The sequence below is a fragment of the Janthinobacterium agaricidamnosum genome (assembly GCF_003667705.1).
Taxonomy (GTDB): domain Bacteria; phylum Pseudomonadota; class Gammaproteobacteria; order Burkholderiales; family Burkholderiaceae_D; genus Janthinobacterium.
On the sequence record NZ_CP033019.1, the window covers coordinates 4,981,079 to 5,005,699 of the forward strand.

The following is a 24,621-nucleotide window of genomic DNA, read 5'->3' on the forward strand; positions in this document are numbered from 1 at the left end:
AAGAAAGTGTATTGATGGTCAGTTAGCGCGCGTCCGTCAGCGGCACGGCCGTCAAGGCTTGTAACTGTTCAAAACTCAGGCCATCGGCCAGTTCGACAACCGTGGCGCCGGCCGGTCCCAGGTCGAACACGGCCAAGTCGCTGTAGATGCGGCTCACGCACCCGATGCCCGTCAGCGGATAGCTGCAGGCCTGCACCAGCTTGCTTTCACCGCCCTTGGTCAGCAATTCCATCATGACCCAGGTTTTTTTCGCGCCGATGGCCAGGTCCATGGCCCCGCCCACGGCGGGGATGGCGTCGGGCGCGCCCGTGTGCCAGTTGGCCAGGTCGCCCGTGGCGGACACTTGAAACGCGCCCAGCACGCAGATGTCCAGGTGGCCGCCGCGCATCATGGCAAAGCTGTCGGCATGGTGAAAATAGCTGCCGCCGGCCAGCAAGGTGACGGGCTGCTTGCCCGCGTTGATCAGGTCGTAGTCTTCCTCGCCCGGCGCGGGCGCGGGGCCCATGCCGATCACGCCGTTTTCGCTGTGCAGGATGATCTCCGCGCCGGCCGGCAAGTGATTCGCCACCAGGGTCGGCAAGCCGATGCCCAGGTTCACGACGGCGCCTTCATGGATGTCGGCCGCCACGCGGGCTGCCATTTGATCTCGATTCCATTTATTCATGTTGATTTTCCTCAGGCTGCTTTGAAGCCGGCGGGGCCGGTGGCCGTGCGCGGCACTTGCACGATGCGCTGCACGAACAGGCCCGGCGTGATGACGTGTTCGGGGTCGATGCTGCCCAAGTCAAGCACCTCGTGCACGGAAGCAATGCTGACCTTGGCGGCCATGGCCATGATGGGGCCGAAGTTGCGCGCCGTCTTGCGGTAAGTGAGGTTGCCCCAGCGGTCGCCCTGCTCCGCCTTGATCAGGGCGAAATCGGCGTGGATGGGCGACTCGAACACATACATACGCCCGTCGATCTCGCGCGTTTCCTTGCCCTTGGCCAAGTCCGTGCCGTAGCCCGTGGGGGTAAAAAAACCGCCGATGCCGGCGCCGGCGGCGCGGATGCGCTCGGCCAGGTTGCCCTGCGGCACCAATTCCAGTTCCAGCTTGCCCGCGTGGTACAGGGCGTCGAAGACGTGGGAATCGGCCTGACGCGGGAACGAGCAGATGATCTTGCGCACCTGCCCGTTTTTCAGCAGGGCGGCCAGGCCCGTGTCGCCATTGCCCGCGTTGTTGTTGACGATGACGAGGTCGCGCGCGCCCTGGGCGATCAGGCCGTCGATCAGCTCGGCCGGCTGGCCCGCGCCGCCGAAGCCGCCAATCATGACGGTGGCGCCATCGTGGATATCGGCCAGCGCATCAATCACGCTGGAACGCAGTTTGTCGATCATTGCGGTCTCCTCCCAATCAAACTCATTAGTCATTTGTTCGTATATCGAACAAATATTCGCATTTAGAACTTATTCGTGAGAATATGCCTGATCGGGGCGCTTGTCAATTTGCCGTTTTCGCCAGCGCCATGGCTATAATTGCCACCTTGCCCCATTGGAATTGCCATGACCGCACGCAGCCGCACCTCCCTTTCCACCGAAGAAACCGTCGATGCCGACGGCGCGCCGCGTCCCGGCGACAGCTATGTGCAATCGTTCGCGCGGGGCCTGGCCGTGCTGCGCAGCTTCGGCGCGGACGCGCCGCAGCAGACTTTGAGCGAAGTGGCGGAACGGGCGCAGCTGACGCGCGCGGGCGCGCGGCGCATCCTGCACACCTTGCTGCATCTCGGTTATGTGGAAGCGGATGGACGGCTGTTCCGTTTGACGCCCAAGGTGCTCGACCTCGGTTACGCCTATCTGTCATCCTTGCCCGTGTGGACGCAGGCACAGCCGCTGCTGGAAGAATTGATGCAGACCTTGCGCCAGTCGTGCTCGGCCACCGTGCTCGACGGCGACGACATCGTGTATGTCGTGCGCCTGTCCGCGCACCGCACCATGTCGATCAACCTGGGCATCGGCAGCCGCCTGCCCGCCTACTGCACCTCGATGGGCAGGGTGTTGCTGTCGGGCCTGGCGCCCGACGCGTTGCGCGAACGGCTGTCGAAGATGGCGCTGCTGAAGATCACGCCGGCGACCAAGGTCGATATCGAGGTCCTGATGGAAGAGATTGCGCAAGTGCGGCGCCAGGGCTGGTGCCTGGTGCAGGAAGAGCTGGAACAGGGCTTGATCGCCCTGGCCGCGCCCGTGTTCGACCGGGCCGGCAAGGTGGTGGCGGCGATCAACGTCAGCGGCCAGACGGCGGGGCCGTCCGTGGCGCACCTGCTGGAACACAGCCTGCCGAAACTGCTCGACACGGCCAGCCGGGTCAGCGCCCTGGTGCGGGTGCAGCAGTGATTATTTCCTGAATTTGGCGCACAAGTCCGGGCGCGGCTGCGCCGGCATCGTTTGCGTCAGGTCGAACGTGCCCTGGTAGCCGGCGACGCCCTGTTCCAGGTAGCCGATGCTGCGCAGGTTCAGTTGCGGGTCGGCCAGCTTCAGCCAGCGGGGCACGCCGATATCCTTGCGCACATGCGCATTGCCGGCGATCAACACCACGTCGCGCGGCGCCTGGTCGCGGATCAGCTTGGCCATCCAGATATCGCGCGCCACCTGGGCGTTGACGACACCGTTGATCATCATGTCGGGCAGCATATTGCAGCGGGCCGCCTGGGCTTCCTTCTTTTGCCCTTCCAGAATATCGGCCGGCACGGGCGCAGCCAGGTAAGTGGCTACCATGGCGGGCGGCATGGACCACTGGATACCGTCGCGCACGATGCGCGAGGCATCGGCCGGCGACAGGTTGCCGGCGACCAGGGTCAGCTGGTAGCTGATGACGAGGTCCAGCACGGGCCGGTACAAGCTCCAGTCCCAGCGCGGCTGTTCCATCACGCGGATGATGCAATCGGGGTCGGCGCAATCGCGCGCGGCGCGCGTCAGCAAGGCCTGGTTTTCGCGATCAAACTGCTCCATGACGATCACGGGACGCCAGCCGGCCGCCAGCCGGCGCTGCAATTCCGCGACCCTCAGGCGATGGCCTTGCGCATTGTCATGCACTTCGCCGAGCAGCAGCACTTGCGGATTGGGCAAGGTGTCGGCCACGGGCGCGGGAGGGGGCGGCGCTTCCTTCTTCAGCAAGCCGCCGCAGGCGGCCAGCGCCAGCACGCTGCACAGCAGGGCGGCGCGCGCGCCGGCACGGAAAATCACGGTCTTCATGTAAGCAGTATCCAGAGTGGCGATGCGCCAGATTGTACCGTCTCAGGCCGGCGAAGGTGCCTTGCGGCGCTCCAGGACTTCAAACAGGGCCATGCCAGCCAGCATCGCGCCGACAAAAATCCAGGCCTTCGGCTGGCCCGCCAGCAGCGACACGAGGGCGGGACCGGGGCAGAAACCGGCGATGCCCCAGCCCGCGCCAAAGGCCAGGCTGCCCAGCAGCAAACGCCGGTCGATGCGGCGCGCCGCGGGCAATTGCATGGGCTCGCCCAGCAGCGAATTGCTGCGCCGCCGCGCCAGCCAGAAGGCGGGCAGGGCCACGCCGATGGCGCCGCCCATCACCAGCGCCAGCGATGGGTCCCAGGCGCCGGCCAGGTCGAGGAAACCGAGCACCTTGGCCGGGTTGGCCATGCCGGAGACGATCAGGCCCAGTCCAAAGACGAGGCCGCTCAACAGGGAAAGGATCAGCTTGCTCATAAGCTTGCTCACAGATGGCGCAACAGATACACGGTGAAGAAACCGGCCGCCATGAAGGCACACGTGGCCGCCAATGAACGCGGTGACAGACGCGACAGGCCGCACACGCCGTGGCCGCTGGTGCAGCCGGCGCCATAGCGCACGCCCACGCCCACCAGCAAGCCCGCCACGATCAGGGCAGGCGTACCGGCGTCGACCTGCACGGGCGGCAAGGCTTGCCACAACTGCCACAGCAGGGGCGTGCCGATCAGGCCGGCGAGAAAGGCGATGCGCCAGCCCAGGTCGCCACTGCGCGGGCGCAGCAAGCCGCCGAGGATGCCGCTGATGCCGGCGATGCGGCCATTGAACAAGATCAATAGTGCCGCCGCCAGACCGATCAGCATGCCGCCTGCCAGCGCGGCCCATGGCGTGAAGTGTTGCCAGGCTATCGTCATGGCAGGATCAGTCGGCTTCGTCGTTGAACGGGGCGCGCGGCGCGCAAAATTGCGCGTACAGCACTTGCAGCACGGCCAGCACGGGCGCGCTGGCGACGCGGTAATAGATCTGCTTGCCGTCGCGCCGCGTGGCCACCAACATCTCTTCGCGCAGCACGCCCAGCTGCTGCGAGAGGGTCGGCTGGCCGATGCCCACTTTTTGCTCGAGGTCGCTGACGCAATGCTCGCCCTGCGATAGCTGGCACAGCAGCATCAAACGGTCGGCATTGCCCATGGCCTTGAGCAGCGAGCTGGCCTTGTAGGCCGAACCCCGCATGGCGTCGAGGTTGTATTCGGCGTGTTGTGTTGCGACTGTCTCCATCGTGCCCTCCCACAGGCGGTCATATTGAATAGCGTGCGATAAACAATATACTAATCAATATATTGTTTTCCTGCTGGCGATTCGCACAAAAAAACAACAGTGTTTTTCGGCGATAGCGTGCTTATGCAAAGTGTGCGGCAGCGATCATGCTTACGCTATCAAAATGACAAATATTCGTAATAAAGAGGAAATAAGCGTATCAAAAATGTCACGATCTATGCTGTAATGGGAGAACAGCAGAAAAATCATGATACGCCCCCGTACAGGCGAATTGTCCGTCCATGCGCTAGCCGGTTTCGGCTGCGCCGCGCGGTGAACAACAGGGAGAGCACGATGAGAATCTATCAGCCGTTATGCGTGGCCTTGCTGGCGCTGTCGGCCAGCACGGGGAGCATGGCGGCAGTCAGCGACACGACGGCCGGCAAGCAGGAAGCCGGCGAACGCGTGACGATCGATGAAAGCATCAGCTTGAATAACAATCCTGGCTGGGAAACGCCGGACTTGCCGTATGCACGCCTGCTGGCCAGCAGCACCGCGACGGCGACACCGCACTGGAGCAGCAGTGGCGCGCGCCATGCGGCCCTGGCGCCGCCCAGGCCCACGACGGCCGCGACCGCACAGCAAACCAGCGTACCGGCCGCCGTGCCGGAAGCGAGCATGTACTCGATGCTGCTGGTGGGATTGGGCCTGGTGGCCTTGAGCCTGCACGGCGAAAAACAGGAAAAATTCGACAACTGACGGCGCCTGCGCTGGCAAGTGCGCTGCTGCAAAACATTCCGCCTGGTGCGGAATGTTTTTTGATGGCGTCCTCATTTATCGAGCAGGCGGCAGACCCGTTCGATATTCCCCACCGGAATGCCCGACTTCAGGGCGCGCGCGATGCAGCCCGCCTTGTCCGGGCCCGAGGCGGACATGAGCACGAAGGCCGTCACCACCGCGCTGATGGCGACGAGCACGATCAAGACGCCCTTGACGATATCCCAGTTCATGGCGTCTCAACAATATCATACGTAAAATCATAATAATGCTTGCCCTCCTCGATGCGGATGGCCAGGCTGCCGGTGAGTCCTTGCAACTGGCCCGTACCCGTATCGGGCACCACCGTCACGGACAAGGCGGGCGCGCCGCGCGTCATGCTGCCGCTGTGCTGCAAATAAAAACTGCCGTGGCGCCCGTCCAAAGTGCCTTCCACCCGTTCCAGCGCCACATAGCCTGCCGAACCGGTCACGCTGGCACGCGCGCTGAGCATCTCGCCCTGCGCGCTGGCGTCGAGGGCGCCGTGGTAGCGCTTGGCTAGCGACAAGCGTCCCAGCCCCGACTGCGTGGCCGTGTCAGACAAGGCTTCCGGACGGATGATGACGTCGAATGTCCCTGAAATGGAAGGCATCAGTGGTCCTTGGTAAATGAGGATATGGCTGCCGCATCCGCTCCGTTCAGCAGCGCATATAATTTCTGCATGGTGGCCCAGTTGCGCGAGGTGACGCCGTCGCCCAGCAGCACACCGAGCGCCGCCACCACCTTGCTGGCCAGCACGCCATCGGGACACCAGGCATACGCGGCCCAGCGGCCCAGCGCCAGCGCTTCGGGCTGCCACGACTGCTGCAAGAGCGGCGTCAGGCGCTGCACGTCGGCCGGATTGTTCAGCACCAAGGTCAGCAGGCGTGCCGCATCGGTCGCCGGCGCCAGGGTGTTTTGTTCGACCAGTTCGGCAAACTGGCTGGCCGACAGCACCGTCACCCTGGCCGCCACGCCCAGTTTCAGCACCAGCGCTTCCTCGATGCGGGCAGCGGCCTCGGCCGGCGCCACCGCCCCCCCGTCATACACGACGTTGCCGCTGTTGAGTACCGTACGCACCTGCGCAAAACCGAGGTCGCCCAGCAGCTTGCGCAGGTCGGCCATGGCCACGCGCTTGGCGCGACCCACATTGATCCCGCGCAAAAGCGCCACTTGCTGACTGTTTTCTATCTGTGCCATGTCTTCTCCTTGACTATGCCTGGCTGCTGGTGCTTTCCGGCAACGGCGTCACCGTGGGCAGGCGCAGCAGGAACGTCGCGCCCTGCCCCAAGGTGCTGCTGACCGTGATGGTGCCGCCAAACTGCTTGGCAATCAAGTTGAACACGATATTCAAGCCCAGCCCCGTGCCGCCCTGCCCGCGCCGCGTGGTGACAAACGGATCGAACACGCGGTCGAGCATGTCGGGTGCGATGCCGCGGCCGTTGTCGCGCACCTGCATGGCGATCGCGTCGCCGTCGCGGCGCACGCCGATATGGATATTGCCCGCCGTGTCCGCATCGAAGGCGTGCTCGACGCAGTTCAAGACCAGGTTGGTCAGCACCTGCGCCAGCGCACCCGGATAGCTGTCGAGCATGATGTCAGGCGGGCAATCGATATCGATGCTGATGCGCGTCTTTTTCAGGGTCGGCTGCAGGCTCGAGATCACTTCGCCGATATAGTCGCGCAATTCGAACAAACGGCGCGCCTCGCTGACCTGGTCGACGGCGATCTGCTTGAAGCTGTGGATCAGGTGTGCGGCCCGGTAGGCATTGTTCATGATCAGCCGCGCGCTTTCGCCGGCCGTTTCCAGGTAGCGCACGATGTCGGTCTTCTTCACGCTGCCGCCAGCCACCGCCGCGCTGATGTCATCGGTGGCTTCCTTCAGCACCGAAGCGCTGGTCAGCGCGATGCCGACCGGGGTGTTGATTTCATGCGCCACGCCGGCCACCAGGCTGCCCAGCGAGGCCAGGCGTTCCGATTGCAGCAACGATTCCTGCGCGCGGCGCAGCTCGTCCATGGCCTGCGCCGTTGCCTGCTGCGAACGGCGCGCCATGTCCTCCGCCTCGCGGCTGCCCTCGATGATGGACTTGAGCTTGCGCTGCACGGCATTGAAGCCGCGGATCACGTCGCCCAGTTCGTCGCGCCGGCTTTCCGGCAGCTCTTCGACCTCGTCGCTGCCGCGCGTGGCCAGGTCGAACAAGCCGTCGCGCAACTGTTTCAGGGGGCCGAAGACGATGCGCAGACTCAGCGCCAAGGCGCCCACGAGGATGATGTCAAGCAGCAACACTTCCAGTACCTTGCGCCGCACTTCGCTGCGCAAGGCCGCATCGATCTGCGCACGGCTGAAATTGACGATGACCTTGCCGACAATCACCGGCTTGCCGCCCGAGGCCGCCGCCACGGCGTCGCGGAACACCAGCGGCGCCTCGACGGGCGTGCCGCCCATGGCCACGTCCGCCTCAAGCGGCACCAGCGTGCCGGCCGCGTCGCGCACCTCGCCGGCGAACAAACCGACCGAGGCGTCATAGACGCGGATGCCGACCAGTTCCGGCGGCAGCATTTCGGCCGCCACGATGCTGTCGACCTTGGATTTGTCGAGGTCCCACAGGGCGGACGGCAAGCTGGTCTGCAAGCGCGTGAGCACGCCGCTGCGCAGGCGCGCGCTGCCCGATTCGAGTTCCTTGCTCAAGGTATATTGGGTATAGCTGCCGGAAATGCCCAGCACCAAGGTGACGATCACGACAAAAAGCAGGGTCAGCCGGACTTGGATACTCACCATCAATCAACACTCCCCGGGCCAGGCCAGCCGCCAGCCCGCGGCGCGGGCGCAGATACGTCAGCAATGCAAGGGCCTGATTCAAATGTACGGTATGACATGCTTATTGGCAAGATTTACAGCATTCCCAGTTTCGATAGAGACTTTGATGCAGGTTGAGACATTGCGTCATGGCAATGGTAATATCCCGCAATCATCTAAGGAGTCGTCATGGCGGTCACGCATCAACATCTACCCCTGGAACAAGTTCGTCCCGGCATGATCTTGTCGGATGTCTTGCTCGATGCGCATGGACAAGTGCTGTTGCCGCAAGGCGCGGTATTGACGGAAAACATGCTGGCTCTGATGCCCCGCCACAACATCGACATGCTGCCGATCCAGGCGCCGCCCCCGTCGCCGGAAGAAATCGCCGCGCAGCAGGCGGCCGACAGCGAACGGCTGGCCTACCTGTTCCGCAAGCATGACCCGGACGATCCCCTCGATGCGGCCACCACCTTGCTGCGCAACTATGTCACGGCTTACCGCCTGGGCACGGGAGAGGCCGCATGAGCACCCAGCTGACGCTCGACGATATCGTCGCCCACCTCGATGACCTGCCTTCGCTGCCCGCCGTCGTCATGGAACTGCTCAACAGCATAGACCAGGAGGACGTCGATATTTCCGTGCTGGCCAAAAAAGTGTCGTATGACCAGGCGCTGACGGCAAAAACCCTGCGCCTGGCCAACTCATCGCACTATGGCCTGCAAGTGAAGGCCACCACCATCCAGCAGGCGATCACTTACCTGGGCTTCCAGACCACGCGCAGCCTGATCACCTCGGCCGCCATCACGGGCTGCTTCCCGGAAGGCCGCTGCCCCGGTTTCGACGACAAGGCCTTCTGGCGCCATTCGGTAGCGACGGCCGCCTGCGCCAAGGTGCTGGCGCGGCAGATCCGTTTCAACCAGGATTACGCATTCACGGCCGGCTTGCTGCACAACATCGGACGGCTGGTGCTGGTCAGCAGCTTTCCCGCGCACTACGCGCAAGTCATCGCACACCAGGCCGCGCACGATTGCAGCCTGCTCGAAGCGGAGCAGGCCGTGCTGGGCGTGGACCACGTGCAGGCGGCCGTGGCTCTGGCCGAACACTGGAATTTTTCCGACACCATGCGCCTGGCGCTGGGCAACTACCTGCAGCCGGAAGCGCCGGGGGCAGGCTTTCTCGCGTCGCTGATCCACGTGGCCCATGCGATTGTCTGCGCGCTCGACCTGGCGCAGGCAGGCGACGACATGGTGCCGCGCGTCTCGCCGGTGGCCTGGGATGCGCTGGGCCTGGGCGAAGACACGTATCTGCAGCTGTTCCGCGAAACGGAACTGCGCTACGACGAAATCACCTCGGCACTGCTGAGCTAATCAAGATCCTCACGAGGCCGCAAACGCAAACGGCTCTCGCTGCGAAGCGAAAGCCGTTATCGGTACTGCGATACATCCATGTTACCCGGTCCATGCTGCCCGGTCCACGCCAGCCTGTTGCCGCCAGCAGCTACGCAAGCGGCACAGTCAGCGCGCAACCGCCACATCAGTGCGCGTAATTGGATTCTTGCGCATCGCCGCGGTCTTCCGCTTTTGGACGGCCCTGGGCGTCGGACAGACGATACTTGGTGCGGCGGTCGCCCATCAAGTCGCGCAGGTCGCGGATGCTCATGCCCGTCACTTCGTGCATGCGGATCAACAGCGAGGCGCCGACCGGCAAGCGGTGGTGGCGGATCTTGCTGATGACCGGTGGCGCCACTTCAAGCAGGCGCGACAGGGCTGCATCATTCTTCAGCTGCATCTTGCTCAGCAGAATATCCAGCAGGTGGTTCGGGTTGTAACTCTCTTGCGATGCTAATGCATGATGTGCCATGATTTTTCCTCGTCTGGTGAATGTAGAAAATAATGCCGATATGAACTTAAGGCTGGCTTAGAGTGTTTAAATAAACGTCTTTCCAACTGATTCAGCCTTCCCCCGCCTTTTTCCTTATCGCACTGCCCGCACAGGACTCGCACAGCCACGCCCGGCCAACGTACGCAACTTGCCGCGTGAGTAAAAGCACTGCAACCCACCAAAATGAATTGCATATAAGACAATATACTAGTCCAAACACGCAGCATCTGCGCCTCGCGCAAACTTCCTGATTGTTAAATATCAATCAATCTGCTGGTTGGCTTGGCAACGATGCTATTTCAACACATTAGGATGCCAGCGGGCGCACACAAGGCTTTGCAGCAACTTGTTACAAATCAATGGTGCCGTACAGCAATAAATGCTTTTCAGCATCGCCGTTCCGGGCGCCTTGTTCACATCGCAACCTTGCCGGCAAGATCAGCACGACATGGCCCGTGCCGGCGATTTACGCTAAACTATGGCCTGAACTTGCAGCGAGCCTGCCACCGGGCAGCCAGAGGCGCCCGGCCGGTCATCCACCGCGCCCAACCCTGAGCGGCCCCCTGCGCCGCAGCATCCTGCCCACCCATCTTGTTTGCCGCCACATTTACCGATAAGCGCCCGACTCCATGCAGAAAAAAGTATTCATTAAAACCTTCGGCTGCCAGATGAACGAATATGACTCGGACAAGATGGCCGACGTGCTGGGCGCCTCCGATGGCCTGGTGCGCACCGACACGCCGGAAGACGCCGACGTCATCCTGCTCAACACCTGCTCCGTGCGCGAAAAGGCGCAGGAAAAAGTGTTTTCCGACCTGGGCCGTCTGCGCGAGCTGAAACTGGCCAAGCCGCACCTCCTGATCGGCGTGGGCGGCTGCGTGGCCTCGCAGGAAGGCGACGCCATCGTCAAGCGCGCGCCGTATGTCGACATGGTGTTCGGCCCGCAAACCCTGCACCGCCTGCCGCAGATGATCGAACTGCGCCGCGCCAGCGGCGATGCGCAAGTGGACATCAGCTTCCCGGAAATCGAAAAGTTCGACCACATGCCGCCGGCCAAGGTGGAAGGCGCTTCGGCGTTCGTCTCCATCATGGAAGGCTGCAGCAAATATTGCAGCTACTGCGTCGTGCCCTACACGCGCGGCGAGGAAGTGTCGCGCCGCTTCGAGGACGTGCTGACGGAGGTGGCGGGCCTGGCCGCCCAGGGCGTCAAGGAAATCACCCTGCTGGGGCAAAACGTGAATGCCTACCGGGGCGCGATGGAAGGCGGCGAGATCGCCGACTTCGCCCTGCTGCTCGAATACGTGGCCGACATTCCCGGCATCGAACGCATGCGCTTCGTCACCAGCCACCCGAAGGAATTCACGCAGCGCCTGATCGACGCCTACGCGAAGATCCCGCAGCTGGTCGACCATCTGTACCTGCCGGCGCAGCACGGTTCCGACAAGATCCTCGGCGCCATGAAGCGCGGCTACACGGGCCTCGAATACAAGTCCATCATCCGCCGCATCCGCGCCGTGCGCCCGAACATGGCCATTTCGTCCGACTTCATCGTGGGCTTTCCTGGCGAGACGCAGGCCGACTTCGACGCCATGATGAAGCTGATCGCGGACGTGGGCTTCGACAACAGCTACAGCTTCATCTTCAGCAAGCGCCCCGGCACGCCGGCCGCCAGCCTGGAAGATGACACGCCGCACGAGATCAAGCTGGCCCGGCTGCAGCAGCTGCAGGCGGCCATCGACGCCAATACGCGCAAATACAGCCTGGCCATGGTGGGCACGGTGCAAACCATCGTCGTCGAAGGCCGCTCCAAAAAGGATACAGACGATAGCGAGCTGCAAGGCCGCACCGAGAACAACCGCGTGGTCAATTTCGACGCCGGCCCGGACGGTTTGCAATTGATCGGCCAGCTGGTCGACGTGCGCATCACCGAAAGCCATTCCTACACCCTGCGCGGCGAACTTGTCGCCAGCGCCCCCGCATTGAAAAGAGCCAGTTGAAAACCAAAGCCCCGATACAGCCGCATTACTTCATCCCCGAGCCGCTCGACAACACGCGCCTGGCGCATCTGTGCGGACCGCTCGATGAAAACTTGCGCCAGATTTCCGCCGCCCTCGACGTGACGATTTTCCGCCGCGGCGAGAAATTCATCGTCGGCGGCAGCAACGCCGAGCGCGCCGTGGAAATCCTCGAACAGTTCTACGCCATCGCCAACAAGGTCGTGCCGCTGGAAGAAGTCCAGCTGGCCCTGGTGGAACAGCGCGCGGGCCTGTCCGCCGCCTCGGAACACCACGCCAACGCGCCCGCCAGCACTTTTGTGGAACCGGACATCGCCAGCCCCGTGCTGAAAACGCGGCGCTCCGACCTGCGCGGACGCACGCCGCACCAGATCGCCTACCTGCGCGACATCCTCGAACACGACATCAGCTTCGGCGTGGGTCCAGCCGGCACGGGCAAGACCTACCTGGCCGTCGCCTGCGCCGTCGACGCGCTCGAGCGCGACGCCGTCAAGCGCATCATCTTGACGCGCCCCGCCGTCGAAGCGGGCGAGCGCCTGGGCTTTTTGCCGGGCGACCTGGCGCAAAAGGTCGACCCCTACCTGCGCCCCCTGTACGACGCGCTGTACGATTTGCTGGGCTTTGACCGCACGCAGAAGCTGTTTGAAAAACAGGTGATCGAGATCGCCCCGCTGGCCTACATGCGCGGGCGCACCCTGAACCACGCGTTTGTCATCCTCGACGAGGCGCAAAACACCACCGTCGAACAGATGAAGATGTTTTTGACGCGCATCGGCTTCGGCAGCAAGGCCGTGGTGACGGGCGACGTGACGCAAGTCGACCTACACAAGAGCCAGACAAGCGGCCTGATCGACGCCGTGCACGTATTGAAAGACGTGCGCGGCATCGGCTTCACGCAATTTAACAGCACCGACGTGGTACGCCATCCGCTCGTCGCGCGCATCGTCGACGCTTATGAAACGGCGCAGGCGGCCAATGCCGACGCCGCCCACCTGCCCTCCTTATTGAAACCAGCCGCCGCCAAAAATGTCCGAAAAAAATAAACTGTCCTTGTCCGTGCAATACCCGGATGCCCGTCTGGAAACCCTGATCACGCGCCCGAAAGTGCGCCGCTGGGTCAAGGCGGCCCTGTTCGCCCCGGCCGAATTCACCATCCGCTTCGTCGACGCGGAAGAAGGCCGCAGCCTGAACCGCGACTACCGCGAAAAGGACTACGCCACCAACGTGCTGACCTTCGCCTACAACGAAGGCGAAGAATTAAGCGACGACGAGCCAACGCGCGCCGACATCATCCTGTGCACGGACGTGCTGGAAAAGGAAGCGGCCGAGCAAAAGAAGAGCGTGGAAGAACACACGGCCCATCTGATCGTGCACGGCGTGCTGCATGCGCAGGGCTACGACCACATGGATGACGAGGAAGCGGCCGAGATGGAAGGGCTGGAGACGGAGATCCTGGCCAAACTCGGCATTGCCGATCCGTACGCGGACCCAAAATAAACCGCGCAGATTGGGGCGGTCGGTAGGTCGGGTAGGTCGGGTTAGCCCGCAGGGCGTAAGCCGACAACATCCGTCAATGTAACCGGAGCACCACAGTGTCAGATTACGCTGCGCTAATCTGACCTACGTACAAATAGCGCCAACGCGCGCACACAAGGACATACTATGGGCACTTGGGCCACTGACGCCTTCGGCAACGACTACGCCATGGATTGGGCGCAGGATTTGCACGAATATAAAACCCTGGAACTGGTCGAGACAACGCTCGACAACGTCATCGACAGCCAGGAAGCGGAACTGGAAGCGCCGTTCGCCGCCGAGGCGCTGGCCGCGCTGGAAGTGATCGCGCGCCTGCTGGGCAAGCCGGGCGAGGACGACCCGGCCACGGCCGAGGTTGACGAATGGGTGGCCGCCTGCAAGAAGAAAGTCACGCCGCCGCTGCTGGAAAAGGCGCGCCTGGCCTTCGACAAGATCACGGCCGAAGCGTCGGAACTGCGCCAGCTGTGGCAGGACAGCGAGCATTTCGCCGACTGGCAGGCCGACGTGGCGCACTTGCGCGCGCGCGTGCTGGGCCCGGAAGCGGCGTAAAAGATCGCGCAACGGCGCACTTCAACGTATTAAATTTGCATCAAAAGCGGGGAAATCCGGTATTCCCCCACTTTTGGTGTATCCTATATCCCTTCGCAACAACGGCTCACGCCTCCTATGCCCGAGCACCCTAGTGGCGTCAGAACTGACGTCAAGCCCCACCGGTCACTGTTTGAACGCCTGACCGCACTCATTTCCCCCGAGCCAGAGAACCGTGCAGAATTGCTCGAAGTTCTACACGATGCGCATGAACGCAAGCTGATCGACGCCGACGCCCTGTCGATGATCGAAGGCGTGTTCCAGGTGTCGGATCTCTGTGCGCGCGACATCATGATTCCCCGTTCGCAAATGGATGTCATCGACATCAGCAAGCCGATCGAGGAATGGATGCCGGAAGTCCTGTCCACCGCCCACTCGCGCTTCCCCGCGATCGAAGGCGAGCGCGACAAGGTCATCGGCATCCTGCTGGCGAAAGACTTGCTGCGTTATTACGCAGAAGAAACTTTCGACGTGCGCGACATGCTGCGCCCCGCCATCTTCATCCCCGAATCGAAACGCCTGAATGTGCTGCTGCGCGATTTCCGCGCCAACCACAATCACATGGCCATCGTCGTCGATGAGTACAGCGGCGTCGCCGGCCTGATCACCATCGAAGACGTGCTGGAACAGATCGTCGGCGATATCGAGGACGAATACGACTTCGACGAAGCGGAGGACAATATCCTCTCGCTCAAGGAAGGCCAGTTCGGCCCCCGCTGGAGGGTCAAGGCGCTGACCGAGATCGAACAGTTCAACGAAGAAGTGGGCAGCCACCTGGTCGACGACGACGTCGACACCATCGGCGGCCTGGTCTCGAAGTACCTGGGCCGCATGGCGCACAAGGGCGACATCTTCGACCTGGGCAATTTGCGTTTCGAGGTCCTGCGCGCCGATGCGCGCCAGGTGCACGTGCTGCTCGTCGAGCGCCTGCCCAACGTGCCGGAACTGGAACTCTGACATGCGCGTGCTGTAAATGCGTTTCAGACGCGCCGACCCCAACGCCCCCGCCAAACCGCCCCGCAGCACCTGGGCGCGCATGCTGACTGCCTTTGTTGCCGGCGCAGTCGCCGTGCTGGCGTTCGCCCCTTTCGGCTACTGGCCGCTGCAAATCCTCAGCCTGGGCGTGCTGTTCTACCAGGTGCTGCGCGCGGCGAACGTCAAGGCCGGCGCGCTGATCGGCTGGGCCTACGGCTTCGGCTGGTGCGCGGCCGGCACGCACTGGCTGTACATCTCGATGCACCGCTATGGCGACATGGCCGCGCCGATCGCCGCCATCGCCGTGGCCTTGCTGGCACTCTTGATGGCCATCTACGTGGCCCTGGCCATGGGCGCGGCCGCCTGGCTGCGCCAGCGCTGGGTGCTGTCCCTGCCCGCCATGACCTTGCTGGTGCTGCCCGCCACGTGGACCCTGTTCGAATGGACGCGCGGCTGGCTGTTTACGGGTTTTCCGTGGCTGGCCACCGGCTACGCCCACAATGCCAGCCCGCTGGGCGGCTTTGCCCCCATCGTCGGATCGTATGGCCTGGGCTGGCTGGCGGCGCTGTCCGCCGGCGCCCTGCTGCTACTGGTCCACCCCCTGCACCGCACGCGCTGGAGCGCGCTGGGCGGCGTCATCGCCCTGTACGCGGCCGGCGTTGGCTTGCAATACGTGAACTGGACCCACCCGGTCGGGCGCCCCATCACTGTGCGCCTGTTGCAGGGCAATGTGCCGCAGCAGCAGAAATTCGACCCCGGCTTCGTGCTGGGCGCTCTGCAGATGTACCAGAGCGCCATCACCAGCACGCCGGCCGACCTGATCGCCACGCCGGAAACGGCCGTCACCGTGCTGCCGCACCAGCTGCCGCCCGGCTATCTCGATAGCCTGGCGACGTATGCGCAGCAGACGGGCAGCACGATTTTGGTCGGCATGCCCGTGCTCGACGAGCAGCAGCGCTTCTACAATGCGGCCCTGGGGATTTCCCCCAACGGCGCGGGCGGTCCCTACTACCAGTACCGCAAGCACCATCTGGTGCCGTTCGGCGAATTCGTGCCGCCCGGCCTGCACTGGTTCGTCGCCATGATGGCCATCCCGCTGGGCGACATGGGCCGCGGCGCCGAGGTGCAGGCGCCGCTGCAGGTGCGCGACCAGCTGGTGCTGCCGAATATCTGCTACGAAGACTTGTTTGGCGAAGAAATCGCCGGCCAGCTGGCCAGCGCCCACCGCCACGGCAAGCAATCGGCGTCCGTGCTGCTCAATATCTCGAACCTGGCATGGTTTGGCGACTCGATCGCCATCCCCCAGCATCTGCAGATTTCGCAGATGCGCAGCCTGGAAACGGGCCGCCCCATGCTGCGCTCGACGAACACGGGCGCCACCGCCGTCATCGACGGCAAGGGCAACGTGCAAAGCCTGCTGCCGCCGGAACAGCAAGCCACGCTGGCGACCAAGGTGCAGGGCATGGGCGGCATGACGCCATACATTCTGTACGGCAACAAACTGGTGCTGGCCCTGGCCGCGCTGGCCCTGCTGACGGCCTTCCTGCTGTCGCGCGCCGCCCGCCGTGGCCGCGCCGCGCAGCAATAAGCGGCCGATATTGCCCGAAGAGTCACAGTGGGCCCGTAAAAACCGCTAAAATTAGCAAAACCCCGGCCCGGACGCGCTTGTTAGCGGCGTGCGGGCTTCAAGCAAACCTTAACAGCGCGCAGTCTCCCGCGCGGCGAACTCATACGATGCTCACATTTCAACAAATTATCCTGACCTTGCAAACCTATTGGGACAAGCAAGGTTGCGCCCTGCTCCAGCCATACGACATGGAAGTCGGCGCCGGCACCTTCCACACCGGCACCTTCCTGCGCGCGATCGGCCCGGAACCGTGGCGCGCCGCGTATGTGCAGCCGTCGCGCCGCCCGAAAGATGGCCGCTATGGCGAAAACCCGAACCGCATGCAGCACTACTACCAGTACCAGGTGGTGTTGAAGCCGGCGCCGGAAAACATCCTCGACCTGTATCTGGGTTCGCTGGCCGCGCTGGGCCTGGACTTGAAGCAGAATGACGTGCGCTTCGTCGAAGACGACTGGGAAAGCCCGACCCTGGGCGCCTGGGGCCTGGGCTGGGAAGTCTGGCTGAACGGCATGGAAGTGACCCAATTTACCTACTTCCAGCAAGTGGGCGGCCTCGATTGCAAGCCCGTGCTGGGCGAGATCACCTACGGCATCGAACGCCTGGCCATGTATCTGCAGGGCGTGGAAAACGTGTATGACCTGGTGTGGACAGAGTGGGAAGAAAACGGTATTACGAAAAAACTGACCTACGGCGACGTCTTCCACCAGAACGAGGTGGAGCAATCGACCTACAACTTCGAGCACGCGAACACGGACCTGCTGTTCGAACAGTTCGGCAACTACGAAGCGGAAGCGAAGCGCCTAATCGAACTGCAACTGACCCTGCCCGCCTACGAGAAGATCATGAAGGCCTCGCACAGCTTCAATATGCTCGACGCGCGCGGCGCCATCTCGGTGACGGAACGCGCCGCCTACATCGGCCGCGTGCGCACCCTGTCGCGCCTGGTGGCGCAAGCGTACTACGACTCGCGCGAGCGCCTCGGTTTCCCGATGCTGCCCGCCGCAGACCAAGCCGCCGCCTAATTCGAGCCTCCACACCGCCGTACCTGACAAGAACACCATGAACCAAACACTGCTCATCGAACTGCTGACCGAAGAACTGCCGCCGAAAGCGCTGGCCAAACTGGGCGCCGCCTTCACGGCCGGCATCGTCAACGGCCTGAAAACGCGCGACTTCCTGGAAGCCGACAGCGTCGCCACCAGCTACGCCTCGCCGCGCCGCCTGGCCGTCTCCATCACCAACGTGCGCGAAGTCTCGCCCGACAAATCGATCCGCGAAAAAGTCCTGCCCGTCTCCGTAGCGCTGGACGCGAACGGCAACGGCACGCCGCCGCTGGCCAAGAAACTGGCCGCGCTGGGCTTCCCCGATCTGACGGTGGCCGAGCTGGAACGCGCCGCCGACGGCAAGGCGGAAAGCTTCTTCTACACCTACACGGCGCCGGGCAGCCAGCTCGCCACAGGGGCGCAGGCCGCATTGACGGAATCGGCCGCCAAGCTGCCGATTCCAAAACTGATGAGCTATCAGCGTCCGGACGGCACCACCGTGCAGTTCGTGCGCCCGGCCCACAGCCTGATCGCCCTGCACGGCATCAATATCCTGCCATTGACCCTGCTGGGCTTGACGGCCGGCCGCACCACCCTGGGCCACCGCTTCCTCACCGACGGCGAACCGATCACCATCGCGCACGCGGAAAACTATGCGCCCTCGCTGATTCTCAACGCCAGCGTCATCGCCAGCAACGAGGAACGCAAGGAGCGCATCCGCGCCCAGCTGCTGGACAAGGCCGGCGCCGACCAGGTGCTGATGCCCGAAGCGCTGCTCGATGAAGTCACGGCCCTGGTCGAATGGCCGGTCGTGTATGAGTGCCACTTCGAGGAAGAATTCCTGGCCGTGCCGCAGGAATGCCTGATCCTCACGATGCAGACGAACCAGAAATACTTCGCCCTGACGGACAGCGAAGGCAAGCTGCGCTCGCGCTTTTTGATCGTCTCGAACATCGAGACGGACACGCCCGAGCACATCATCGGCGGCAACGAGCGCGTCGTGCGCCCGCGCCTGTCCGACGCCAAGTTCTTCTTCGAGCAGGACAAGAAGAAGACCTTGGCATCGCGTCTGCCGCTGCTGGCCAACGTCGTCTACCACAACAAGCTGGGCACGCAAGCGGCCCGCACAGAGCGCGTCAAGTCGCTGGCCGGCGCCATCGCCGCCAAGCTGGGCTACGACGTGGCGCTGGCCGAACGCGGCGCCCTGCTGGCCAAGGCCGATCTGCTGACCGACATGGTGGGCGAATTCCCCGAACTGCAAGGCATCATGGGCACGTACTACGCGCGCCATGACGGCGAACCGGAAGAAGTGGCGCTGGCCGCCTCCGAACACTACCAGCCGCGCTTTGCCGGCGACAGCCTGCCGTCCACCGCCACCGGCACCGCCGTGGCCCTGGCCGACAAGCTCGAAACCCTGGTCGGCATCTGGGCCATCGGCCTGGCGCCGACAGGCGACAAGGACCCGTTTGCGCTGCGCCGCCACGCCCTGGGCGTGCTGCGCATGCTGCTGGAAAAACGCCTGCCATTGTCGATCCAGGGCTTGCTGGCGGACGCCGCCGCGCAGTTCGCGTCGGTGCCCGGCTTCAAGGACCCCGTCGCGGATGTGACCACCTTCATGCTGGACCGCCTGCGCGGCATCCTGCGCGAGCGCGGTTTCTCGCCGAATGAAATCGAAGCCGTCGTGGCGCAGAATCCCGACCGCCTGGACGACATCGTGCAGCGCCTGGAAGCCGTGCAGGCGTTTGCCGCGCTGCCGGAAAGCGCCTCGCTGGCAGCGGCCAACAAGCGCATCACGAACATCCTGAAAAAGAACGAGGAAGCCGTGAGCCAGGTCGCCGCCGGTGGCGTCAACGTGGCGCTGCTGCAGGACGAGGCGGAGAAAAAACTGGCCGCCGCCGTCTCGCGCGTGCAGCCGGAAGTCGACGCGGCCTTTGCCAAGGGCGACTTCACCAGCACCCTGCAAACCCTGGCGCAGCTGCGCGATGACGTCGATGGCTTCTTCAACGACGTGATGGTGATGGCCGAGGATGTCGCCCTGCGCAACAACCGCCTGGCCTTGCTGTCGTCCTTGCACGGCATGATGAACCGCGTGGCCGACATTTCCAAGCTGGCGGCATAATGGGCACTCCGGCGCTGAAACTGATTATTCTCGACCGCGACGGCGTCATTAATCATGACTCGCCGGACTTCATCAAGTCGCCGGCCGAATGGCTGCCCATCCCCGGTTCGCTCGAAGCGATAGCCCGCCTGAACCAGGCCGGCTATCGCGTCGTAGTCGCCTCGAACCAGTCCGGCATCGCGCGCGAATACTTCGACATGACGGTGCTCAACGCGATCCACCAGAAGATGCACACCCTGGCGCAGCAGGTGGGCGCCGATATCGACGCCATCTTCTTTTGCCCGCATGCGGGCGCGGACAATTGCGACTGCCGCAAGCCGAAACCGGGCATGTTCCATGAAATCTCGCAGCGTTACAACACCAGCCTGCGAGGCGTGCCCACCGTTGGCGATTCGCTGCGCGACCTGCAGGCCGGCTTCATCAGCGGCTGCGTGCCCTACCTGGTCTTGACGGGCAAGGGCGAAAAAACCAACGAGACGGGTGGCCTGCCGCCCGGCACTCAGGTCTTCCCCGACCTGGCCGCCGTCGTGAACCACCTGCTCAAGGCGCCCGCCACACCGGCGCCCACCGTGGCATTCAGTATCTAATCTTCGGAGAACCGCATTGCGTAATATTTCCCTGTTCCTGCGATCACTGCTGTTCATGATCATCATGATCGTGGCCACCATCGTCTGGGCCTGCGTGTGCTTTTTTGCCGCGCCATTGAGCTACAACAAGCGCTATTGGGTCACCTCGCGCTGGAATGTGTTTATCCTGTGGTGCGCCAAGGTCATTTGCGGCATCCGCTATGAAGTCAAGGGCGCCGAGAACTTCCCGGACGCGCCGGCCATCGTGCTGTCGAAGCACCAGTCGGCATGGGAAACCATCTTCTTGCTGCCCAGCCTGCCCCGTCCGCTCGTATATGTGTTCAAGAAGGAGATCCTGTACATCCCCTTCTTCGGCTGGGCCATGGCGCTGCTGCGCATGATCCCCATCGACCGCAAGCAGGGCAAGCATGCGTTCAAGAGCGTGGTCGCACATGGCAAGCGCCGGCTGGCCGATGGCCAATGGATTATCATGTTCCCTGAAGGTACCCGCATTCCCGTGGGCCAGGCGGGCAAGTACAAGAGCGGCGGCACGCGTCTGGCCATCGCCACGGGCGCCGTGGTGGTGCCGATTGCGCATAATTCAGGCGAGTGCTGGCCCAAGCAGTCATTCCTCAAACGCCCGGGACTGATCACCGTCTCGATAGGCAAACCGATTTCGCCGGAAGGGCAAACCCCGGACAGCATGATGCAACAGGTGGAAAATTGGATAGAATCAGAAATGCGCGTCATTTCGCCTCACGCCTACAACGCTGGCTAGACGGCATCAGCGCGGTCATCCAGGAGCCGACACTGCGCCAGCAGATGAAGACCATCAAGGTCGGCGACCAACAACTGGATTTGTTCGCGCATGACGTCTCGACCAGCACGCCCCCGGCGGTGCGCCCCACGGCACCGCCAGCGCCGCCCGTGGTGCCACCGGTAGTGGCGCCCGCGCCGCCCATCGTTCGCCCTGCCCCGCCTCCCCTGCCTTCCCCGCCACGCACCGCCGATGGCCCGCCACTGCGCCAGCTGCAGCTGGGCAGCCACCTCGTCGAATTCGCCCTGCGCCGCTCCACGCGCCGTTCCATCGGCTTCATGATCGACGATAACGGTTTGCGCGTCACCGCGCCCAAGCGCGTCACCCTGGCCGAAATCGACAACGCCATCCGCGCCAAGCAAGGCTGGATCGTCTCGAAACTGCTGGAACGGGGCGAGCGCAAGGTACAGCGCCAGCAGCGCCCGCCCGTGGCATGGGTCGATGGCGCCGTGCTACCCTACCTCGGTGGCGAGATCACCTTGCGATTGCACCAGGCGCCGCGCCACCGCGCCAGCTTTCAGCGCGATACCAATGAGCTGCACGTGTGGGTCACGCCCACGGGCAGCGAGCAGCAATTGAAGGAAAAAGTGAAGGGCTGGTTCCAGCACGAGGCTCGCCAGCTGTTCGAAGCACGGCTGGACCTGTATGCGGACAAGCTGGGCGTGCGCTACGATTCGCTGTCGCTGTCGTCGGCCGGCACGCGCTGGGGCAGCTGCACCATCGAGCGCAAGATCCGCCTGAACTGGCGCCTGATCCACTTCGCCCTGCCGCTGATCGATTACGTCGTGGCGCACGAACTGTCGCACCTGCTGGAAATGAACCACAGCCCCCGCTTCTGGGCCACCGTGGAATCGATCTATCCCGATTACGATGGGGCCAAGCAGGCGCTCAGAAAACGCTCGCAGGAGTTGCCGGTGCTGTTCGCGTAAACGATATTGTTGGCCACGACTGTCGGATTACGCGCCCTGCGCTAATCCGACCTACAGCTGCCATGATGGAGGTAGGTCGGATTAGCGCTAGCGCGTAATCCGACAACATTCTTGGCCGCGCCGCCGTCACCGCAGCAGCGGTTGAATCGCCGCGATGGTGCGCGGCGTGGCGCCCCGGTGCTGGCTGGCAAACGCCAGCGCCTTTTGACCCATCGACGATAAACGCGCCGGATCCTGCAGCAAGGCAGATGCCTGCGCCATCAGCGCATCGGCATCCGCCACCAGCGCGGCGCCGCCGGCGGCGATCGCCTGCTCGGTGACCAGCGCGAAATTGAAGGTGTGCGGGCCGATCAGCACGGGCTTGCCCAAGGCCGCCGGCTCGATCAGGTTTTGTCCGCCCAGCGGCAGCAGGCTGCCGCCGACGAACGCGCAATCGCAGGCCGCGTAGTACGCAAACATCTCGCCCATCGAGTCGCCCAGCAGCACCTGCGTGCCCGCCGCCACCACATCGTCCTGCGCCAGGCCCGACCTGCGCTGCACGGCCAGGCCGTGCGCCGCGATCAATTTTTCCACCTCGTCGAAGCGCTGCGGGTGGCGCGGCACGATCAGCAGCAGCGCATCATCGGGCAAGCTGGCGCGGGTAAAGGCATCGAGGATCAGCTGCTCTTCGCCTTCGCGCGTGCTGGCGCACAGCAGCACGGGGCGCGCACCGATGGCGGCGCGCAGCGCTGCCCCCGTCGCCAGGGCCGCCTCGGGCACGACGACGTCGAACTTGATGCTGCCCGTGACCACCACGTCCTGCACGCCCAGCTGGCGCACGCGATCGGCGTCGTCCTGCGTCTGCGCCGCCACCAGGGTGATGCCGCGCGCCGCATCGGCAATCAGCTTGCCCAGACGCTGCGCCTTGCCCAGCGAACGCTGCGACAAGCGCGCGTTGGCCAGCACCACGGGCACTTTGTAGCGAGTGCATTGGTGGATCAGATTCGGCCACACTTCCGTCTCCATCAGGATGCAGATGCGCGGGGTGAAATGGCGGATGAAACGGGCCGGCATGGCGCCCGTGTCGTAGGGCAGATAGCTTTGCACGAGGCGCGCGCCGTGTTTGGCGAACAGCGCCTTGCCCGTCGCACGCCCCGTCGGCGTCATGTGCGTGAGGACGATGCGGCACCTGGGCCAGGCGGCCAGCAGCGCATCGATCAGCGGCTCGGCCGCGCGCGTCTCGCCGACGGAGACGGCGTGCAGCCAGATGGTGTCTGTAGCCGTTGTCGGCTGGCGGCCGTAAAAGCCCAGGCGCTCGCCCCAGTGCTGGCGGTAGCCGGGTTCCTGGCGTCCGCGCAGCCACAGCCGCGCCAGCACCAGGGGCAAGGCCAGCCACCAGGCAAGGGTATAAAGAAGTCGCATGATTGTTGAATGTTAAGGTCAGGCGGTTGAAGTCAGGCGGGAGGATGTTCGGTCAGCAGGCGTTGTGCCGCGGCCAGCACTTCCGGCACGCCGGGCGGCGCACCCTTGTCGCCCAGGTTGATGATGTTCGGCGACCAGTTGCCTTCCGTTTTCCACAGCGGAGAATCGGCATAGATTTCCACCGTCGGGCGCACGAAGGCGGCCGCGATATGCGTCAGACCCGTGTCGACGCCGATCACCAGCGCCGCGTGGCGCGCCAGCAGGGTGGCATCGTCCATCGACAGTTTCGGCAGCACGCGCGCGTTCGGCAGACCGGCCGCAAGTTGTTCGGCTTCCGCCTTTTCCCTGGGCGAACCCCAGGGCAGCAAAATCGGCATCGGCGCCAAGGCACGGCCCAGGGCGATCCAGTTTTCCGGCGCCCATTTCTTGGCGTCGCGCGCCGTACCGTGGAAATACACGCAGTAGGGAGCTTCGCCCATCCAGTCCGGGCGCGGCTCGTTGCGCGAGACTTCCGGCAAGCCGAAATCGGCCGGCGTGTCGATCGTGTAGCCGAGTGCGGCGGCAGCGACCAGGCGGCCGCGCGCTACCGCATGCGTGCGCGGGTCGAGCGGAATGCTTTTGGTGTGGAACAGGCGCGAGATGCCTTCGTAGCCGGAGCCTTCGCTGCCATTGGCTAGGCCGACCTTCTGTCCGCCCGGCGCCAGGCGCGCGGCGCCCATGATGATGCCCGTCTTGAGCAAGCCCTGGGTATCGAACACATAATCGTAGCGCGTCTGGCGCAGGCTGCGGAAGAAGGCGGCGATTTCCGCGCGCGTCTCTTTCTTGCCCAGACTCTTGCGCCAGCGCCGCAGCGCGAACGGGAAAATGGTATTGACGCGCGCGTTCAGGCGCACCAGGCTGGTGTAGCCCTCTTCAACCACCCAGTCGATGGTCGCGTTCGGGAAATGGCGGGCGATGTCCGCCACCATCGGCAGGTTATGCAGCACGTCGCCCAGCGAGGACACGCGCACCAGCAGGATTTTCAAGGGCGCCTGCGCGCCTGGTTGAGCGGCCATG

Annotated in this window: 28 protein-coding genes; 15 read left to right on the forward strand and 13 right to left on the reverse strand. The window is 63.9% G+C overall.

Features of this window, described 5'->3' with window-relative positions; genetic code table 11:
- Positions 1-22: 22 nt before the first annotated feature.
- Positions 23-664: a 3-oxoacid CoA-transferase subunit B gene (locus D9M09_RS22490; RefSeq protein WP_070290428.1), complete on the reverse strand. Its 642-nt coding sequence runs from the start codon at positions 662-664 to the stop codon at positions 23-25.
- An 11-nt stretch (positions 665-675) separates the two neighbouring features.
- Positions 676-1,374 carry a 3-oxoacid CoA-transferase subunit A gene (locus tag D9M09_RS22495; protein WP_121670423.1) on the reverse strand — a complete coding sequence of 233 codons (699 nt, stop codon included), beginning with the start codon at positions 1,372-1,374 and terminating at the stop codon, positions 676-678.
- A 165-nt stretch (positions 1,375-1,539) separates the two neighbouring features.
- Here D9M09_RS22495 and D9M09_RS22500 point away from each other — a divergent pair, with 165 nt between their 5' ends.
- Entirely contained in the window at positions 1,540-2,367 is an 828-nt protein-coding gene (locus D9M09_RS22500; RefSeq protein WP_121670424.1) for an IclR family transcriptional regulator domain-containing protein, read from the forward strand.
- On the opposite strand, the gene D9M09_RS22505 is transcribed toward D9M09_RS22500, so the two are convergent.
- The 4 genes from D9M09_RS22505 to D9M09_RS22520 are packed head-to-tail and all read right to left on the reverse strand — an operon-like array spanning position 2,368 to position 4,494.
- Entirely contained in the window at positions 2,368-3,225 is an 858-nt protein-coding gene (locus tag D9M09_RS22505; protein WP_121670425.1) for a ChaN family lipoprotein, read from the reverse strand.
- A 42-nt stretch (positions 3,226-3,267) separates the two neighbouring features.
- Complete coding sequence (locus D9M09_RS22510) at positions 3,268-3,699, reverse strand: YeeE/YedE family protein (protein ID WP_121670426.1); 432 nt, start codon at positions 3,697-3,699, stop codon at positions 3,268-3,270.
- Positions 3,700-3,707: 8 nt separating this feature from the next.
- Complete coding sequence (locus tag D9M09_RS22515) at positions 3,708-4,133, reverse strand: YeeE/YedE family protein (RefSeq protein WP_121670427.1); 426 nt, start codon at positions 4,131-4,133, stop codon at positions 3,708-3,710.
- 7 nt (positions 4,134-4,140) lie between these two features.
- Positions 4,141-4,494: an ArsR/SmtB family transcription factor gene (locus D9M09_RS22520; RefSeq protein ID WP_034746789.1), complete on the reverse strand. Its 354-nt coding sequence runs from the start codon at positions 4,492-4,494 to the stop codon at positions 4,141-4,143.
- Positions 4,495-4,827: 333 nt separating this feature from the next.
- On the opposite strand from D9M09_RS22520, the gene D9M09_RS22525 reads away from it, so the two are divergent.
- On the forward strand, positions 4,828-5,232 hold the full coding sequence (locus D9M09_RS22525; protein ID WP_139143763.1) for a PEP-CTERM sorting domain-containing protein: 405 nt from the start codon (positions 4,828-4,830) through the stop codon (positions 5,230-5,232).
- 71 nt (positions 5,233-5,303) lie between these two features.
- On the opposite strand, the gene D9M09_RS22530 is transcribed toward D9M09_RS22525, so the two are convergent.
- The 4 genes from D9M09_RS22530 to D9M09_RS22545 are packed head-to-tail and all read right to left on the reverse strand — an operon-like array spanning position 5,304 to position 8,047.
- Positions 5,304-5,483 carry a hypothetical protein gene (locus tag D9M09_RS22530; RefSeq protein WP_121670428.1) on the reverse strand — a complete coding sequence of 60 codons (180 nt, stop codon included), beginning with the start codon at positions 5,481-5,483 and terminating at the stop codon, positions 5,304-5,306.
- Entirely contained in the window at positions 5,480-5,881 is a 402-nt protein-coding gene (locus D9M09_RS22535) for a DUF3224 domain-containing protein (protein WP_099410793.1), read from the reverse strand. Before D9M09_RS22535 ends, D9M09_RS22530 begins: the two co-directional genes overlap by 4 nt.
- Positions 5,881-6,468, reverse strand: a complete 588-nt coding sequence (locus D9M09_RS22540; protein ID WP_121670429.1) for a DUF1697 domain-containing protein — start codon at positions 6,466-6,468, stop codon at positions 5,881-5,883. The genes D9M09_RS22535 and D9M09_RS22540 overlap by 1 nt, the downstream gene beginning before the upstream one ends.
- 13 nt (positions 6,469-6,481) lie before the next feature.
- Entirely contained in the window at positions 6,482-8,047 is a 1,566-nt protein-coding gene (locus D9M09_RS22545) for a sensor histidine kinase (RefSeq protein WP_121670430.1), read from the reverse strand.
- 207 nt (positions 8,048-8,254) lie between these two features.
- Between D9M09_RS22545 and D9M09_RS22550 the strand changes: the two genes are divergently transcribed.
- A complete protein-coding gene (locus tag D9M09_RS22550; protein ID WP_070221004.1) occupies positions 8,255-8,593 on the forward strand; it encodes a hypothetical protein in 339 nt (112 codons plus the stop codon).
- Positions 8,590-9,435: an HDOD domain-containing protein gene (locus tag D9M09_RS22555; protein WP_121670431.1), complete on the forward strand. Its 846-nt coding sequence runs from the start codon at positions 8,590-8,592 to the stop codon at positions 9,433-9,435. Before D9M09_RS22550 ends, D9M09_RS22555 begins: the two co-directional genes overlap by 4 nt.
- A 166-nt stretch (positions 9,436-9,601) precedes the next feature.
- On the opposite strand, the gene D9M09_RS22560 is transcribed toward D9M09_RS22555, so the two are convergent.
- Positions 9,602-9,928: a hypothetical protein gene (locus D9M09_RS22560; protein WP_034746769.1), complete on the reverse strand. Its 327-nt coding sequence runs from the start codon at positions 9,926-9,928 to the stop codon at positions 9,602-9,604.
- A gap of 650 nt (positions 9,929-10,578) precedes the next feature.
- Here D9M09_RS22560 and miaB point away from each other — a divergent pair.
- The 11 genes from miaB (at position 10,579) to D9M09_RS22615 (ending at position 22,164) form a co-directional block, all read left to right on the forward strand.
- Positions 10,579-11,946, forward strand: a complete 1,368-nt coding sequence (miaB, locus tag D9M09_RS22565; RefSeq protein WP_121670432.1) for a tRNA (N6-isopentenyl adenosine(37)-C2)-methylthiotransferase MiaB — start codon at positions 10,579-10,581, stop codon at positions 11,944-11,946.
- A complete protein-coding gene (locus D9M09_RS22570) occupies positions 11,943-13,007 on the forward strand; it encodes a PhoH family protein (RefSeq protein ID WP_034746759.1) in 1,065 nt (354 codons plus the stop codon). The genes miaB and D9M09_RS22570 overlap by 4 nt, the downstream gene beginning before the upstream one ends.
- The gene (gene ybeY / locus D9M09_RS22575; protein WP_070221010.1) at positions 12,991-13,461 is read left to right on the forward strand and encodes an rRNA maturation RNase YbeY; all 471 of its coding nucleotides are present in this window, start codon (positions 12,991-12,993) and stop codon (positions 13,459-13,461) included. The genes D9M09_RS22570 and ybeY overlap by 17 nt, the downstream gene beginning before the upstream one ends.
- A gap of 165 nt (positions 13,462-13,626) precedes the next feature.
- Complete coding sequence (locus D9M09_RS22580) at positions 13,627-14,049, forward strand: DUF4259 domain-containing protein (protein WP_121670433.1); 423 nt, start codon at positions 13,627-13,629, stop codon at positions 14,047-14,049.
- A gap of 117 nt (positions 14,050-14,166) precedes the next feature.
- The gene (locus tag D9M09_RS22585; RefSeq protein WP_034746750.1) at positions 14,167-15,045 is read left to right on the forward strand and encodes an HlyC/CorC family transporter; all 879 of its coding nucleotides are present in this window, start codon (positions 14,167-14,169) and stop codon (positions 15,043-15,045) included.
- A 16-nt stretch (positions 15,046-15,061) separates the two neighbouring features.
- Positions 15,062-16,651 (forward strand): apolipoprotein N-acyltransferase, encoded by a 1,590-nt coding sequence (gene lnt / locus D9M09_RS22590; RefSeq protein ID WP_430886675.1) that lies wholly within the window; start codon positions 15,062-15,064, stop codon positions 16,649-16,651.
- Positions 16,652-16,797: 146 nt separating this feature from the next.
- A complete protein-coding gene (gene glyQ, locus D9M09_RS22595) occupies positions 16,798-17,712 on the forward strand; it encodes a glycine--tRNA ligase subunit alpha (RefSeq protein WP_070290459.1) in 915 nt (304 codons plus the stop codon).
- A 37-nt stretch (positions 17,713-17,749) separates the two neighbouring features.
- Positions 17,750-19,852: a glycine--tRNA ligase subunit beta gene (gene glyS / locus D9M09_RS22600; protein WP_121670434.1), complete on the forward strand. Its 2,103-nt coding sequence runs from the start codon at positions 17,750-17,752 to the stop codon at positions 19,850-19,852.
- The gene (gmhB, locus tag D9M09_RS22605; protein WP_121670435.1) at positions 19,852-20,439 is read left to right on the forward strand and encodes a D-glycero-beta-D-manno-heptose 1,7-bisphosphate 7-phosphatase; all 588 of its coding nucleotides are present in this window, start codon (positions 19,852-19,854) and stop codon (positions 20,437-20,439) included. The genes glyS and gmhB overlap by 1 nt, the downstream gene beginning before the upstream one ends.
- Before the next feature lie 16 nt (positions 20,440-20,455).
- Positions 20,456-21,196 carry a lysophospholipid acyltransferase family protein gene (locus tag D9M09_RS22610; protein ID WP_034746739.1) on the forward strand — a complete coding sequence of 247 codons (741 nt, stop codon included), beginning with the start codon at positions 20,456-20,458 and terminating at the stop codon, positions 21,194-21,196.
- 44 nt (positions 21,197-21,240) lie between these two features.
- On the forward strand, positions 21,241-22,164 hold the full coding sequence (locus D9M09_RS22615; RefSeq protein WP_121670436.1) for a M48 family metallopeptidase: 924 nt from the start codon (positions 21,241-21,243) through the stop codon (positions 22,162-22,164).
- 126 nt (positions 22,165-22,290) lie between these two features.
- Here the strand turns inward: D9M09_RS22615 and waaA are convergent, their stop codons facing one another.
- On the reverse strand, positions 22,291-23,565 hold the full coding sequence (waaA, locus tag D9M09_RS22620; protein WP_121670437.1) for a lipid IV(A) 3-deoxy-D-manno-octulosonic acid transferase: 1,275 nt from the start codon (positions 23,563-23,565) through the stop codon (positions 22,291-22,293).
- A gap of 32 nt (positions 23,566-23,597) precedes the next feature.
- A complete protein-coding gene (gene waaC / locus D9M09_RS22625; protein ID WP_070290465.1) occupies positions 23,598-24,620 on the reverse strand; it encodes a lipopolysaccharide heptosyltransferase I in 1,023 nt (340 codons plus the stop codon).
- Position 24,621 lies beyond the last annotated feature (1 nt).

What these genes read in the sequence shown, in the direction of transcription:
- D9M09_RS22495 (WP_121670423.1), bottom strand. Translation starts at nt 1,374, where the DNA reads ATGATCGACAAACTGCGTTCCAGCGTGATTGATGCGCTGGCCGATATC.
- D9M09_RS22520 (WP_034746789.1), bottom strand. Translation starts at nt 4,494, where the DNA reads ATGGAGACAGTCGCAACACAACACGCCGAATACAACCTCGACGCCATG.
- D9M09_RS22555 (WP_121670431.1), top strand. Translation starts at nt 8,590, where the DNA reads ATGAGCACCCAGCTGACGCTCGACGATATCGTCGCCCACCTCGATGAC.
- D9M09_RS22580 (WP_121670433.1), top strand. Translation starts at nt 13,627, where the DNA reads ATGGGCACTTGGGCCACTGACGCCTTCGGCAACGACTACGCCATGGAT.
- D9M09_RS22545 (WP_121670430.1), bottom strand. Translation starts at nt 8,047, where the DNA reads ATGGTGAGTATCCAAGTCCGGCTGACCCTGCTTTTTGTCGTGATCGTC.
- D9M09_RS22525 (WP_139143763.1), top strand. Translation starts at nt 4,828, where the DNA reads ATGAGAATCTATCAGCCGTTATGCGTGGCCTTGCTGGCGCTGTCGGCC.
- D9M09_RS22515 (WP_121670427.1), bottom strand. Translation starts at nt 4,133, where the DNA reads ATGACGATAGCCTGGCAACACTTCACGCCATGGGCCGCGCTGGCAGGC.
- D9M09_RS22530 (WP_121670428.1), bottom strand. Translation starts at nt 5,483, where the DNA reads ATGAACTGGGATATCGTCAAGGGCGTCTTGATCGTGCTCGTCGCCATC.
- ybeY (WP_070221010.1), top strand. Translation starts at nt 12,991, where the DNA reads ATGTCCGAAAAAAATAAACTGTCCTTGTCCGTGCAATACCCGGATGCC.
- D9M09_RS22585 (WP_034746750.1), top strand. Translation starts at nt 14,167, where the DNA reads ATGCCCGAGCACCCTAGTGGCGTCAGAACTGACGTCAAGCCCCACCGG.
- D9M09_RS22490 (WP_070290428.1), bottom strand. Translation starts at nt 664, where the DNA reads ATGAATAAATGGAATCGAGATCAAATGGCAGCCCGCGTGGCGGCCGAC.
- lnt (WP_430886675.1), top strand. Translation starts at nt 15,062, where the DNA reads ATGCGTTTCAGACGCGCCGACCCCAACGCCCCCGCCAAACCGCCCCGC.
- waaC (WP_070290465.1), bottom strand. Translation starts at nt 24,620, where the DNA reads ATGGCCGCTCAACCAGGCGCGCAGGCGCCCTTGAAAATCCTGCTGGTG.
- D9M09_RS22550 (WP_070221004.1), top strand. Translation starts at nt 8,255, where the DNA reads ATGGCGGTCACGCATCAACATCTACCCCTGGAACAAGTTCGTCCCGGC.
- gmhB (WP_121670435.1), top strand. Translation starts at nt 19,852, where the DNA reads ATGGGCACTCCGGCGCTGAAACTGATTATTCTCGACCGCGACGGCGTC.
- D9M09_RS22535 (WP_099410793.1), bottom strand. Translation starts at nt 5,881, where the DNA reads ATGCCTTCCATTTCAGGGACATTCGACGTCATCATCCGTCCGGAAGCC.
- glyS (WP_121670434.1), top strand. Translation starts at nt 17,750, where the DNA reads ATGAACCAAACACTGCTCATCGAACTGCTGACCGAAGAACTGCCGCCG.
- miaB (WP_121670432.1), top strand. Translation starts at nt 10,579, where the DNA reads ATGCAGAAAAAAGTATTCATTAAAACCTTCGGCTGCCAGATGAACGAA.
- D9M09_RS22615 (WP_121670436.1), top strand. Translation starts at nt 21,241, where the DNA reads ATGAAGACCATCAAGGTCGGCGACCAACAACTGGATTTGTTCGCGCAT.
- D9M09_RS22540 (WP_121670429.1), bottom strand. Translation starts at nt 6,468, where the DNA reads ATGGCACAGATAGAAAACAGTCAGCAAGTGGCGCTTTTGCGCGGGATC.
- waaA (WP_121670437.1), bottom strand. Translation starts at nt 23,565, where the DNA reads ATGCGACTTCTTTATACCCTTGCCTGGTGGCTGGCCTTGCCCCTGGTG.
- D9M09_RS22505 (WP_121670425.1), bottom strand. Translation starts at nt 3,225, where the DNA reads ATGAAGACCGTGATTTTCCGTGCCGGCGCGCGCGCCGCCCTGCTGTGC.
- D9M09_RS22500 (WP_121670424.1), top strand. Translation starts at nt 1,540, where the DNA reads ATGACCGCACGCAGCCGCACCTCCCTTTCCACCGAAGAAACCGTCGAT.
- D9M09_RS22510 (WP_121670426.1), bottom strand. Translation starts at nt 3,699, where the DNA reads ATGAGCAAGCTGATCCTTTCCCTGTTGAGCGGCCTCGTCTTTGGACTG.
- D9M09_RS22560 (WP_034746769.1), bottom strand. Translation starts at nt 9,928, where the DNA reads ATGGCACATCATGCATTAGCATCGCAAGAGAGTTACAACCCGAACCAC.
- glyQ (WP_070290459.1), top strand. Translation starts at nt 16,798, where the DNA reads ATGCTCACATTTCAACAAATTATCCTGACCTTGCAAACCTATTGGGAC.